The organism is Rosettibacter firmus (genome assembly GCF_036860695.1).
Taxonomy (GTDB): Bacteria; Bacteroidota; Ignavibacteria; order Ignavibacteriales; family Melioribacteraceae; genus Rosettibacter; species Rosettibacter firmus.
Genome location: NZ_JAYKGJ010000004.1, coordinates 150,449 through 164,732, shown reverse-complemented (window position 1 = coordinate 164,732; position 14,284 = coordinate 150,449). Strand labels below are relative to the sequence as shown.

General features: G+C 28.4%; 12 protein-coding genes. 4 read left to right on the top strand and 8 right to left on the bottom strand.

Annotated elements, in window-relative coordinates; genetic code table 11:
• The first annotated feature begins 20 nt into the window (after positions 1-20).
• Complete coding sequence (gene purU, locus VJY38_RS12510; RefSeq protein ID WP_353681058.1) at positions 21-890, top strand: formyltetrahydrofolate deformylase; 870 nt, start codon at positions 21-23, stop codon at positions 888-890.
• Positions 891-903: 13 nt separating this feature from the next.
• On the opposite strand, the gene budA is transcribed toward purU, so the two are convergent.
• Positions 904-1,608, bottom strand: a complete 705-nt coding sequence (budA, locus tag VJY38_RS12505) for an acetolactate decarboxylase (RefSeq protein ID WP_353681057.1) — start codon at positions 1,606-1,608, stop codon at positions 904-906.
• A gap of 109 nt (positions 1,609-1,717) precedes the next feature.
• On the opposite strand from budA, the gene VJY38_RS12500 reads away from it, so the two are divergent.
• Positions 1,718-2,152, top strand: coding sequence for a SufE family protein (locus tag VJY38_RS12500; RefSeq protein WP_353681056.1), 435 nt, complete (start codon positions 1,718-1,720; stop codon positions 2,150-2,152).
• A gap of 1 nt (position 2,153) precedes the next feature.
• Here the strand turns inward: VJY38_RS12500 and VJY38_RS12495 are convergent, their stop codons facing one another.
• The gene (locus VJY38_RS12495; RefSeq protein WP_353681055.1) at positions 2,154-3,068 is read right to left on the bottom strand and encodes a cation diffusion facilitator family transporter; all 915 of its coding nucleotides are present in this window, start codon (positions 3,066-3,068) and stop codon (positions 2,154-2,156) included.
• A gap of 50 nt (positions 3,069-3,118) precedes the next feature.
• Here VJY38_RS12495 and dgt point away from each other — a divergent pair, with 50 nt between their 5' ends.
• Entirely contained in the window at positions 3,119-4,384 is a 1,266-nt protein-coding gene (dgt, locus tag VJY38_RS12490; RefSeq protein ID WP_353681054.1) for a dGTP triphosphohydrolase, read from the top strand.
• A gap of 1 nt (position 4,385) precedes the next feature.
• Here the strand turns inward: dgt and VJY38_RS12485 are convergent, their stop codons facing one another.
• The 6 genes from VJY38_RS12485 to VJY38_RS12460 all read right to left on the bottom strand — a co-directional run bounded on the left by VJY38_RS12485 (position 4,386) and on the right by VJY38_RS12460 (position 13,265).
• On the bottom strand, positions 4,386-5,615 hold the full coding sequence (locus tag VJY38_RS12485) for a 4-hydroxy-3-methylbut-2-enyl diphosphate reductase (protein ID WP_353681053.1): 1,230 nt from the start codon (positions 5,613-5,615) through the stop codon (positions 4,386-4,388).
• Between the two features lie 15 nt (positions 5,616-5,630).
• Complete coding sequence (locus VJY38_RS12480; protein WP_353681052.1) at positions 5,631-6,470, bottom strand: DUF2911 domain-containing protein; 840 nt, start codon at positions 6,468-6,470, stop codon at positions 5,631-5,633.
• A gap of 117 nt (positions 6,471-6,587) precedes the next feature.
• Positions 6,588-7,970 (bottom strand): M20/M25/M40 family metallo-hydrolase, encoded by a 1,383-nt coding sequence (locus VJY38_RS12475; RefSeq protein ID WP_353681051.1) that lies wholly within the window; start codon positions 7,968-7,970, stop codon positions 6,588-6,590.
• A 27-nt stretch (positions 7,971-7,997) separates the two neighbouring features.
• Positions 7,998-9,722, bottom strand: a complete 1,725-nt coding sequence (locus VJY38_RS12470) for an amidohydrolase (protein ID WP_353681050.1) — start codon at positions 9,720-9,722, stop codon at positions 7,998-8,000.
• Between the two features lie 152 nt (positions 9,723-9,874).
• Positions 9,875-10,750, bottom strand: a complete 876-nt coding sequence (locus VJY38_RS12465; RefSeq protein ID WP_353681049.1) for a DMT family transporter — start codon at positions 10,748-10,750, stop codon at positions 9,875-9,877.
• Positions 10,751-10,856: 106 nt separating this feature from the next.
• Entirely contained in the window at positions 10,857-13,265 is a 2,409-nt protein-coding gene (locus VJY38_RS12460; RefSeq protein ID WP_353681048.1) for a DUF5686 and carboxypeptidase-like regulatory domain-containing protein, read from the bottom strand.
• A 104-nt stretch (positions 13,266-13,369) separates the two neighbouring features.
• Here VJY38_RS12460 and VJY38_RS12455 point away from each other — a divergent pair, with 104 nt between their 5' ends.
• Positions 13,370-14,281: a TIGR01777 family oxidoreductase gene (locus VJY38_RS12455; RefSeq protein WP_353681047.1), complete on the top strand. Its 912-nt coding sequence runs from the start codon at positions 13,370-13,372 to the stop codon at positions 14,279-14,281.
• Positions 14,282-14,284 lie beyond the last annotated feature (3 nt).

Sequence of the window (14,284 nt, the reverse complement as noted above, 5' to 3'; positions counted from 1 at the left end):
GATTAAAAATATTTTTCAATATGAATAATACTGACAAAAAGAATACGGCCACTTTAATTTTATCCTGTAAAGATCAAAAAGGATTGGTTGCAAAGATTGCTCAATTTATTTTTCAAAGAGGTGGAAATATTGTAGATCTTGATGAACATGTTGACTCTGATGAGAAAATGTTTTTTATAAGAGTGGAGTGGGATTTAAGTGAGTTAAGTATTTCATGTCAGCAATTTGAAGATGAATTTAAAAATCTTGCTGACGAAATTGATGCAAAGTGGGAAATAAAGTACAGCTATAACAAACACAAATTAGCAATTTTTGTCTCGAAGTATGATCACTGTTTGCAGGAAATTTTATGGCGTTATAAAAATGGGGAGCTTGATGCAGAAATCAAATTGATAATTTCTAATCACACAACTCTTGAAGAAATTGCAAAGAGATATGAAATTCCATTTTATTATTTCCCGATTACTAAAGAAAACAAACATGAGCAGGAGTTAAAAGAATTAGAGTTATTAGAATCATACAAAATTGATACAATAGTTCTTGCAAGATATATGCAAATTCTTTCTCCATTATTTATCGAGAAGTATCCAAATAATATCATTAACATTCATCATTCATTTCTTCCTGCTTTTGTTGGTGCAAATCCTTACAAGAAAGCTTATGAAAGAGGTGTTAAATTAATTGGTGCAACAAGTCATTATGTTACAGAAGAACTTGACGAAGGACCAATAATTGAGCAGGATGTAATCAGAATTACTCACAAAGATTCATTAAATGATTTGATTAGGAAGGGAAAAGATCTGGAAAGATTAGTACTTGCTCGTGCTGTAAATTTGCATATAAATAATCGTGTTTTGAAGTATGGTAAGAAAACAATAATCTTTCAGTGAAATATTTATTCATTTATCTTAATAGCAGATTTAGTTGATTTATTTTCTGAATTTCAATTTCACCATCTTCTAATTCGAAATCAAGCATATGGCCACCAAAATTAAAATCGTCGCTTATGAAGTGAAAGTGATAGCCTGTGATATTAATTTTATCTGCGTATTCAGGAAAGTAGAAACCAACTAAAGTTCCTGTAATATTATTTTTTTCAAAAGTAAGTTGTTCTTTTAAAACTTCATTAAGAATTTTATATGGTTCTTCTTGTACTTGAATTGTTCTGGTTATTATAAAAGAAAATCTACCTGATAATTTAATTGCATAAAAATAATTTTTATTGATAATAACACCATCAATATACTCGATAAAACTTTTTTTATCTAAATTATTTTTCTTATAGAAATAATCTGGAATAAAGTTTACTATGCAGGCAAATGGAGTAGTTAAAGAAAGTTCTGGTTTATAAATCATTCCATCAGATTTGAATTGATAAACAGAGCCATTTAATATAGTCATCTCTCCATCAAGTTTATCGAATGTTCCAAGACCGAAATTACCATATTGCAATAATTCATTTAAATTATAAAAGCCATTATAATTTCCATAATATAAGGAATCAAATAATGACACCTGAAATAAAATGTTGTTTTCTTTGTGGGATTGGCTATAGAAAGGTAAAAATGAAATTATAAATAAAATTAAAACAAGAGCATTTCTTTTCATATATTTCTCTTTAATCGATAACAATATAAAAAGAATTGCATAATTATTTGAATAATTGTTAAACTTTATTAAAATTTGTTTAAGTAATGATAATAATTATGAAATTACAATGACCATACAGGACAAAAAAAATAAATTAATAAAGGACTTTGAACAGTATACTGAATGGGAAGATAAGTATAAATATCTAATTGAGCTCGGTAGAAAAATGAAACCAATCAGTGAAGAATATAAAACAGACAAATATAAAATTGAAGGTTGTCAATCTCAGGTATGGATAAAAGCAAATTTAGAAGATGGTAAAATATTTTTCGAAGCAGATAGCGATGCAGCAATTGTAAAAGGATTAATTGCAATTTTGTTAGAAGTATATTCAGGTCATACACCAGATGAAATATTATCTAACCCGCCTGATTTTCTTTCTAAGATAGGAATAGATAAACATCTTTCTCCTACAAGGAAAAATGGACTTGCAGCAATGATGAAACAAATTCAAATGTATGCTCTTGCTTATAAGACTTTGGAAGCAAAAAAGGTTAATTGATTTATGGATGTTGTTCGATTAAGCCAGATGTCTTGCACTGATTACATTCAAATTGAAGTGTAATATGATGTATTCCAAATTTTGTTTGAAGAACCTGTTCAATTTCTTTTCTTAAATAATCACATTGACTTATTTTCATATCGTTAACATTAACATGAGCTTCAAAGTGAACATCATTTTCACCAACCATCCATAAATGAATGTGATGAATGTTTTCTACTTCACTAAATTTTTCAACTTCATATTGTATTTGTTCAATTGAAATATCTAATGGTGCACCTTCCATTAATATATGTATTGCTTCTTGTAGTATGATATAACTTTCTCTAATTATGTAAAACCCAATTATTATTGTTAAAACTGGATCGATCCAGTAAATTTTCCAGAAATAAATTGATAAACCACCCAATAAAACTGCTATAGATGAGACCGTATCTCCAACAATGTGTAAATATGCCGATCGAATATTTATACTTTTTTCCGAGTCTTTTTTTAAAAGAATTGCTGCAAAAAGATTTGCTAATAAACCAATTGAAGCAACAATACTCATTATCCCTGCATTTATAGCTTCAGGATTTTTTAATCTTAGTATTGCTTCATAAAAAACGTATATACATATAACAATTAAAACAGCTGAGTTAATAACAGCTGCTAAAATTTCTGCACGCTTAAGTCCAAAGGTATGTTTTATTGAATTACTTTTTAATTTTAGTTTAAGAGCAATGTAGCTTATTACAATTGATATGCTATCAGAGAAATTATGAAGTGCATCGGATATAAGAGATAAACTTCCTGATATTAATCCGCCAATAATTTCTGCTAATGTAATTATGAAATTCAGAAATATTGTAAAAATCAGTCTTCCTTTTGTGGAAGAAAAAATTTCATGATTATTATGTAAATGATTAATAGCCAAATTTTTTTTATTAATTTGTTATTAATATTTACAAATTTATAAGTTGTAAAATGAAAAACAAATTTTATATTGATTTTGATATAGAACGCATAAAACCAAGTAAACGTTCACAAGATTACAGAACACCTTTTCAAATCGATAGAGATCGAATAATTCATTCATCTGAGTTTAGAAGGTTACAGGGAAAAACGCAGGTATTTTTGCCAGGTGAATACGATTTTTATAGAACTCGTCTTACACATTCAATTGAAGTAGCACAAATTGGCAGATCAATTTGTAATTATTTGCTTTTCTCGCAGAGTGATATTTTTAATGAAGAATATTTTATTGATCCAGATCTTGTAGAATCGATTTGTCTTGCTCACGATCTCGGGCATCCACCATTTGGTCATGCAGGAGAAAGAATTTTAAATAAATTAATGATGAATTATGGTGGCTTTGAAGGAAATGCTCAAACAATTAGACTTGTAACAGAAATTTTTTATAGAGATGAAAATAACTATCGTGGAATGAATCCAACAAGAGCATTTCTTGATGGAGTTATGAAATATAAAACTACATTCTCTTCATTAAAAAATCCTGAAAATCATTTTATTTATGATGAACAAAAGAAGTATCTGAATTTTATTTTTGGTAATAAAAAAATTCCAGTAGAATTATCAAAGCCAGATAAATTAAATAGTTTTCAAAGTATTGAGTGCCAGATTATGGATTGGGCAGACGATACTGCTTATGCTATAAATGATATTGTTGATAGTATTTCAGGTGGATTTATTACAATCGAAAAACTATCGAAATGGCAAAAGATTAATAGTTTGAATGATAATCAGAATCGCATTGTTGAAAATATAATTGAATGGATTAAGGAAGGAAACTTTAAAAGAAAATTTGGTTCAGAAATAGGAGAATTTGTGCGTTCGTGTAAGTTAATAGAAAGAAAAACTTTTGATTCATTAACAAATCGTTACAAATATGTTTTGATAATACCAGATGACATTTTAGAGAAAGCAAAACTTTATAAGCAAATTTCTATCGATCTGGTCTTTTATTCTTCTTCTCTTCATCAGATTGAGTTCAAAGGGAATAATATGATACAAAAGATATTTCAATTGTTCGAAGAAAATTACATTAACAATTTGAAATCAGCTAAATTGTTACCAGATTTCAATGATAAATTAATTCGGAATGAAAAAAATAAAAAACTCAGAGCACGTCTTGTGTGTGATTATATTGCAGGAGCAACTGATTCTTATGCAATGCGAATTTACAGGAGATTATTTGATCCAGATTATAGTACACTTGCAGATTTAGCATAGATTATAATTTACCAAAAGCATTATTCAGAACCGTGTTAATATCAATTGTGTTTTCGAAGAAAGAAAGTAATTTTCTAATTACATCATCAACAATAGAATCAGGTGAAGATGCTCCACTGGTAATTGCAATTCTTACTTTTTCCTTCTGTGGTATATAATTTTCAGTCTTGATTTCTTTGTGACTGTTTAAATCAAAATGAAATATTACTTTATCTGAATAAATTTTTGATGCATCTGATATTAAGTATGTAATGAATTTCTGACTTAATAATTCTGCAAGATGAGATGTGTTTGAACTATTGTAACCACCAATGACAATTGCAAAATCGGCATCTTCATTTTTTAGAGCTATTGTTGCTGATTGATTATTATTTGTAGCATAACAAAGAGTATCACGAGTGTCAGCAAAATGTTCTTTCAGATTTTCTTCGCCATATTTTTTAATCATTGTATCTCTTAGTAAATCTGCAATTTCTTGAGTTTCACTTGCAAGCATTGTAGTCTGGTTTACAACGCCAATTCTTTTCAAATCTCTTTCTACATCAAAGTTGGCTGAATACTTACCTGCAAAGTAAGAGTAAAATTCTTCTTTTGGTCTTACGTTAAGAATTATTTCAGATAGAAATTTTGCTTCGTTTATATTTCGAATAATTACAGACTGAGAATTTCGTATTGTATGAGAAAATGTTGCTTTAGTTTCTTCGTGATAAGCTTTGCCGTGAATTATAATTGTATAATTTTGTTTTCCAAGTACTTCAGCACGATTCCAGACCTTTTCTACAAATGGGCAAGTAGTGTTGTATTGAATTATATCAAATCCTTTCTCTCTAAGTAAATTTTCGATTTCAACTGTTGTACCGAAAGCAGGTATAATTATAATATCATCAGATTTTAATTCATCCCATTGAATATATTGATTACCATGATTATCCATAATAAACTGAATGCCACGTTTTTGCAAGTCATTGTTAACATGTGGATTATGAATCATTTCACTCAATAAAAATATTCTTTTACCAGGATTCTGTTCGATTGCTTTGTATGCAATTTCTATTGCATTTTCAACTCCATAACAAAATCCAAAGTGGCGTGCAATTAAAAATTCGACAGGTCCAAAATCCAGTTTTGTAGGTGTAAAGTTCTGATTTTTTTTATCCTCGTCCCTTCTTTTTTCTTTAATCAACGAAATAATTGAGCTTTTATAAAAATCAGGAATATCAAATTTTTTCATAAAAGAAAAATTTCCTTATTTCATATTTTCTTTAATTTGTTTTTCTAATAAATCAATTTCTATTAAGTGATGTTGATAGTCTTCATCATTTCTTCCTGCTTCTCTGCATAAATCAATCATTTTAAGTGCATCAACGTAATTATTCTTTTTGAAATATAATTTAGCCTTTGTGAGATAGCAGTTAAAATTTTTTGACATTGAAAGAGCTTTATCAATCCACTGAAAAGCTTCATCTAAAAACACATTGTGTTCAGCTGCATAATTTGAAGCAACAACATAAATCTGCCAGTCATCATTTTTTGCATTTGCAATTGCATTTTTAATTTTTTCATAAACCTGCTTTGTTAATTCTACTTCGACTTTAAATGATATTTGCAAATTTTCCCAATTCATAACTACATTACACGATGAATCGGTTAATTCTGGAATTGTAAATAAAAGTCTTTCTGTGAAGGGAGCTGATTCTGGTTTTACATTAAATCTCAGTACATCTTGTTCTGGATAATAATTGATTCCCCAAGTTAATGCTTTATTAATTATAACTGTCCATTCATTTTCGTTTGGAATAGTGTATAAAGAATAAATTCCTGCTGGTATTTTGTTGCCTTCAATAATAACATCTGTGGTAAATGTTATACGAGTTGATTCATTAGCACCTGTTCGCCAGACTTTATTGTATGGAACTAAGTCCCCCCAAATTTTTCTTCCTTTTACTCCTGGTCTGGAATATTCAATTGATATAACAGTATAGCCAATGGTTTGTGATACAGATGCTTTTGGGCTTAAACGTGGTAGTTCTATTTGAGCAAATATACTCGATGTAAAAATTATTATACTTAATAAATATCTATTCATTTTTTACCTCAAAATGTTTACTTAATTATAGAGTAAAAGCAATTATATTTAAAGATTTTTCTTCTAACAAAACATAATTGTTTGATTAAAAGTTTTATTCATAAAATAAAATAAATTTTATCTAACTGGCACTGGAAAAACAGGCAAACTTTCGTGTCCTTTGTCATCTACTGATTGTACAGCAAAGAAATAATTATCTTTTGAATAAGGTAAAGTAATACTCGTATCCTGTACAAAAAATTTTTTCTCCCAGAAAGGTTGAAATGTTTCTCTCATTAATACATAATAACCAAGTGGTTTCTTTCCTGTTTTTGGAACATCCCAATATAATTTTGTTTTGTTGGTTAATTCTCGAACATCAATGCTAACATTTTCTGGTGATGCTGGTGCTAATGCAAGATTTGCAATAACAGCACAATTTATAGCTGTAATTTTGCGGACATATTCAAAATCAATAAATTCAGGTAAATCACCATATTGTTTGCCATTAACAATTCTTACATTTTGATGCTGGTAGTCATAATTTTCATTCATTTCACAGAAACGAACTGCAGCATATCCCAGTCTATTAAAAGGGGTATGATCTCCGCCACGTAAAAATCTATCGCTTCTAAAAATTAATTTTACCTGAATTTGATCAACATACCTTTCTCCAATTTCTTTTATGTAACGAGCTAATTGTCTGGATTTTCCATCATACTCTGAACCGGAAATTTTTCTTAATCTTTCTTCTTCTGGAGATTCATTAGCAGGAATATTTTCACTAAATATTCTAACCTGCATATTATCACGAAGTAATGTTTCATTTGAAAGAGTATTTCCAATCATATCATTATTGAGCATAGCAATTAAATTACAATTTTTAATAACTGGCAAATTATTTTCTTTTATTCTTTTTGCTAAGTGTGTTGAACCATAAAGTCCCTGCTCTTCGCCAGAGAATGCTACAAAAATTATGGTTGCTGGGAATTCGTGTTTGGACATAATTCTTGCTAATTCCAAAACTGCAGCAACGCCAGATAAATCATCATTAGCACCTGGAGCAGTTATAATGCTGTCCATTACATCTTCTGCTCTTGAATCGAAATGAGCACCAACAATAATAACTCTATTATCTGTCGAATCTGTTCCTTTCAATATTGCCATAACATTCATAAGATTTACTTTTCTATTTATTCTTCTTCCATCTGGTTCAATTGTGAAGTAATCAATTTCTGTTATTAATCTTCCATTTGAAGATTTAGCATATTCATCAAATTGTGATTTGATCCAGCGAGCTGCTGCACCAATTCCAGTTTTATCATCTCGTTGTGTGCTGAGTGAATGACGTGTTTTAAAACCAACCAATGATTTTACAATGTAGTCTAAATTAGCAGCCGAAATTTCTTCTATCATTCTGATGATGCTTGCATCTCTGTTAAGAGTAATGGTCTGTGCTTTTATGTTAATGAAAATCAACAGGAGAGTTATCAAGATAGAATTCTTTTTTAAAATAATCATAAAATAATTTCTCCCAAAAAGTTTTGGTTAATTTGCTCTGTAAAGAATTTTTCCATTGATAATTGTATATAAAACTTTTGTTGATAAAATTTCATCTTCTGGACAATTCAATAAATCATTGGACAATACAACAATATCTGCAAATTTACCTTTTGATAATGAACCAAGCAGATTTTCCTGAAAAGATGCAATTGCACCATTAATTGTATAAGATTTTAATGCTTCCAGTCTTGTCATTTTTTGTTCAGGGAAGAAATAATTATCATCAGATATTTTTCTTGTTACTGAAGCATAAAAGTTTTTAATAGGATTCATGTTTTCAACTGGAGCATCGGTTCCATTACAAATAATTGTTCCGTTATCAATTAATTTTCTCCAGACATAAGCACCTTCTTCTGCTCTTTTTTCGCCAAGTCTCTCAATTACAAATGGTGCATCTGATGTACAATGAATGCCCTGCATTGCAGCAATAATTCCAAGCTGAGAAAATCTCTTAATATCTTTTTCCTGTAAATGTTGTGCATGTTCAATTCTCCATCGTAAATCTTTTTTATCTGGATATTTATTAAATATTTTTTCGTAAAGATTCAGCACTTCATAGTTGCCTCTATCTCCAATTGCATGTATGCATATTTGAAAATCATTTTTTATTGCTAAATCACAAATTTCTTCCAAATCATTAATAGGAGTAACATTTGAACCGTAATGGCTTTTTAAATCATTGTAAGGCTCAATTAACCATGCACCACGAGAACCAAGTGCACCATCAATATATAATTTTATTGCTCGTACCGTAAGAAAGTTATCTTTTGTATTTATGAATTTATAATCTTTTAATTTTTCTTTTAGATTATTTTTAGAATCGTTAATCATTACATAAAGACGAACAGATATTTTTGAAGAATCATTGAGTTGTTTTAGTAAATCAATAATTTCAAAAGGTTCTCCAGCATCGTGAAAAGAAGTAATTCCATTTTTTATGCATTCATCAAAAGCCAATTGGATTTTTTTTATATAATCTGAACGAATTTGTTCTTGAGATCTTTTATTCAAATAATCTTCATAAAATTTTGTAATTAACTTTTCAGCATTTTCTTCAAATACACCAATTGGATTTCCATTTTCATCTTTAACAATTGTTCCACCTTCTGGATTTTTTGTGTTTTTATCTATGCCTGCAATTTCCATTGCTTTAGCATTAGCAAAGATTGCATGTCCACTTGCATGATATAGTATAACAGGATTATTTGGAGTAACTTTGCTTAAACTATTATGTATGGGATAGCCATTCACATTTGGTGTGGGAACAGGATTGAATTTTTCCTGATGCCAGCCTCGTCCAACAATCCATTCACCAGGTTTAAAATTTTTATTTAAATCAGAAATTATATTTATAACATCATCCCAGCTTTTTGCTTTTTTCAAATCGGCATAAATTAATGATTCCCCCAATCCAATTAAATGTGCATGACTTTCAATAAAACCTGGCATTGCAAACTTTCCATTAAGATTAATTATTTGTGTAGAGTTTCCAATAAATTCTTTTATTTCATTTGTAGTACCAACCGATAAAATTTTGTTATCCTTAATAGCCAGTGCTTCAACGAACATATTTGTACTGTCCATTGTCAGAATTTTACCATTTATAATTACTATGTCTGCTTGTTCTGGCATATCGTCGTCTTTGCAATTTGTAAAAATGATCTGAAGTAAAAATAAAAATAGCATTATAAATACTAATTTTATATTCATAATACTGTTTTTAATGAATTATTTGTATACAATTTAATTAAATAAATTAATCTATGTTATTTTTTTGTCTGGGGGATTATTGTAATATATATATTTTTTAAGCTGATAATTAAGTAGAAGATTTGAAATTTGATTTACTATTTGGAATAAAATTATTTTCTATTAACTAATATCACTCCCAGTATAATAACTATTCCACTTAACATTGTTAGAACTGTAATTTCTTCTTTTAAAATAATCCATGCAGTAAATACAGTGACAAATGGTTCGATGTAGAGAAATGCTCCAACTTTGGAAGATTGCATTTCACTCATTGCTTCTGCCCAGAGTACATAAGCTAATCCAGAACAGAATATTCCAAGAAATATTAAAGCAATCCAGCTTTGAAAAGAAAGATTTTGTATAGAGTTGATATTGTGACGAGTAATTGTAAATGGTAAAAGTATAATTGACATCATCAAGAATAAAAATAATATTGTCATTAAAGGGGAATAGTGAACAGAAATTTTTTTATTAACAAGTGAATAAACACTCCATGTAAATGAACTTGCAAGTATTAAAAAATCTCCTTTGTTCGATATAAAATCAATTGATGAAAAATCACCTTTGCTTATTAAGAGAATTAAACCAAAGAATGAAATTGCAATTCCTGCTAATTGAATGATTGTAATTTTTTCCTTAAAGAATATGATACCAAGTAAAGTCATAAATACTGGAGTTATGCCGATTATCCATCCAGTGTTAGAAGCTGTTGTGTATTTTAATCCATTCAATTGAATCCATAAATGGAAAGTGGCAATTAAAGATAAAATAAAAATATATGTATGATCGTGAAGATTAACTGAAAAACTTTTTTTCTGTTTTGATGCAATAATAGTTAAAAAAATTACAGCCAGTATTTGTCTTATTAATATTATTGCAAGTGGTTCTAAATAGCTCAGTAAATATTTTGTAGCAATAAAAGATCCGCCCCAGATTACTACTGAAGTTAATGGTTTCCAGGAGTGTTTTAAAAAACTTTTATTCATAAAAATTTTACCGATATATTTAATTCTACAACAGGAAATAAAAATGAATTATTTATTTATGAATTATAGCATTAAATTAAAAATGCAATTTAGAAATTATAAGAGATTATAGCATAATAACATTCACACCAAATACAAAATTATTTTTATCACGATAGTTCAATTTCCACGTAAGTTCAATTGAAATCGGGAATAAAAGATGCCCTATTCCAAAACCTATTTCATAGAATGGATGTTTAAATTCTTTGTAAGAGTGTGAAAGAATTGATTTACTTTCCTCTGAAATACTAATTAATGCGGCGTTAAAATGGCAGGATAAACCAATTTGTGAATCTTTAAGAAAAGGGATTTTTAGTAATCTAAATAATTCATCATTAAAATTATATTGTGTATTTATTATTAATCCTTTATCTCCAAATACTTCTCCCAATCTAATAGTTCTGAAAGTTAAATTTTTTCCAACATTGTTTATGTTACCTGCTAAAGCATACATCATTTGAAAAGGAACAGCACCACTGGAAAAAATATTTTGAATATTATAAACTAAAGAAGTTGATTTGAATAAAGGAATATTTCCAGATAAGTTCAGTTGATATAATTTGAACTCGTTATTACTTTTTAATAAAGATTTGTTACTAATTATTACATTACCATTAAAACTGGAAAATAATTCTCCTCTATTAATCCTTTGACGATAGTAACCATTCTCAATGTATTTTCTTATATCAATATTAAAATTAGCAGTAATAGCATTTATTTTTGTTTCATAAATAAGTTTGTTCTCGTTGAACTTTCTTGATTTATAGAAAAATGAAAAATCAGAGTTGTTATGAGCAGAATTATCGGTTCTACTAATTAGTCCAATTCCCAAACCAAGTACCGGGAAAAATTCATTATAAAAATTTAATGTCCATCCTTTTGAATAATAATAATCACGAAAATCATACTTATTAAATAAGCTTAGAAATGTAGAAGTGAAATTGTTATAAGGAATATTTTCACCAAATAAATCAGTGAGATAATTAAAAATGTTTAGTGAAATTTTACCTGTACGATATTTTCCAGTTAAGTATTCAATGAAAAATTTGGTTTTTAGTTTTTTGTCAGAAAAACCATATGCGATTTTAATATTTGAATTAAATCTCATATCAAGCTCATTTTCAATAAAGAAACCAAAATTTAGTTGATGCCCGGAGACCTTATTAAAATTATAAATCCCAAGTGGTGCGGTAATTGAATAGATATCAGAAAAATACCATCGAGGACTAAATAAAGAATTGTTTTGCCAGAAACTTCGTTTTATGTGTTCAAGACTATCAATTTTTTTATAAGCCATTAATTCATCAAAAGTGTTGGGAATTGTTTGATTTGATTTCCAGTAGGAAGAATCTTTTTTGTCAGCATCTGGCAAAACACTAATTAATGCCATATCAAAAATTTCATCATCAATATGACTATTAATCTGGTAATTATAAAAAATTGTATTTAATTCAAAACCAAGTTTTAAAAGCCCCAAGATGTTTCCTTCTACAAAAATTCGATAATCAACCGGCATATAAATATTGTTATCAAAAGAAGTGAATTGTTGAAATATATTTATCTTATCAAACAATTTACCGGGATTAGCTGCGTCGTTTATGTGTGCATCAATTTTTATGAGTGCAAATAAACTATCGATTAAATAAATATCTCCATAAAGTCCTGGATTTAATGTATCAATAGGTTCAAAGTAAATTTTGTATACTTTATAATTGTCAATGAATAGAGTGTCTTTAATTATGTAGTAGTAAAAATTAAGTGCTTCATCAGAGATTGGACTTGGTAATGGTCGATTAAAAAATCTGATGTCATTTGTATAAAAATTCTGGATTGTTCTTCCTCCCGTTAGTATATTGATTGTAGGGGGTGTATTTGCACTTTGTTTTCTTGCAACAATTATATCTTTATATTTATTGGGTTTTTTAAAATAGCCACGACTTTGATTTTCTATAATACCTGTAATTTTAATTTTTCCAGTATCTTTTTCACCTATCGAAATTCCAATACTTTTATCTGATGCTATAATATCTTTTGTGGTTTTTATTAATGATTTTGTATAAGCATCGAAAATGTAAGAGTGTAATTTACTATCCCTTTCCTTTCTGTAATTGATAGCTTTTTCGACAATTTCAAGTGCAGGATTTTTTCCTGGTAGTATAGTGATATCAGACAATTTAATAGGAATGGGTTCAAGATAAATTTCTAAGAATTTATTTTCATTAAGTATAATTTTAGTTGTATCGGATTTATATCCAATAAAAGATGTAATGAAAGTGTAATCACCTTTTTTGAGTCTCAACTCGAATAGACCTTCTGAATTAGCGGCTGTTCCAGTTGTTGTTCCCAGAACACGAATATTTGCAAAACTTAATTTTTCACCAGTTAACTTATCTTTTACCTGTCCAGTAAAAGAAAATAATTGAGCGTAAACAATATTATTAAGTACAAAGAAAAAAGTTATTATGACAATTTTCATAAAATAAACTCTTATTTGGGTGTTAAAAAATTTGTAAATAATAAAGTAAATATTTTTTATTAACTTCAATGTAAATAAAATGTTATTCTAAGAAAATTTAAATTATGAATAGAAATATAATAGTAACAGGAGCAACCGGATTAATTGGTCGAAATATTTCAAATGCTTTAATTAAAAATAATGAGAATGTAATAGTTTTTTCAAGAAGACCAGAAGAAGCAAAAAAAATAATTAAGGGTGCAACAAGCTATGTGTTCTGGGATTATGAAAATTCTAACTGGAAAAAATATTTGAACAAAGCTGATGCAGTAATAAATTTAGCAGGTGAAAATATTGCCTCAAAACGATGGACTAAAAAGGTAAAAAGAAAAATATATGATAGTAGAATTTTATCAACTCGAGCTTTAGTAAATGCTATAATAGAAACGGGCAATAAACCAGAATGTTTTATTTCAGCATCGGCGGTTGGTTTTTATGGAAATAGAGAAGATGAAGTTGATGAATATTCTGATAAAGGGAATGGATTTTTAGCATCACTGGTTAATGATTGGGAAAATGAATCTAAACGACTTGAAGATTATAATGTTCGTGTAGTAAGTATAAGATTGGGAACAGTACTTTCTAAGGAAGGGGGTGCCTTACAAAAGTTAATTAAACAATTCAATTATTATCTTGGTGGAACCATAGCAGGCGGTAATCAATGGTTTCCCTGGATTCATATTGATGATGCGGTTGGAATTTTTCTTATGGCATTAAATAATCCAGAAATTAAAGGTGTGCTAAATGGTGTATCACCCACTCAAGTAAAACAGAAAGAATTTGTATCGATATTAAGTAAATATCTGAATAAACCTTGTTATTTAAATATTCCTGCTTTTCTCTTAAGATTTATTTTAGGAGAATTAGCTTTAGTATTATTGGAAGGTGCTAGAGTTATACCTCGCAGAACTTTAGAGTATGGTTATAAATTTAAATATGAAGATATAGATGAGGCATTAAGTAATTTGTTAACATAAATA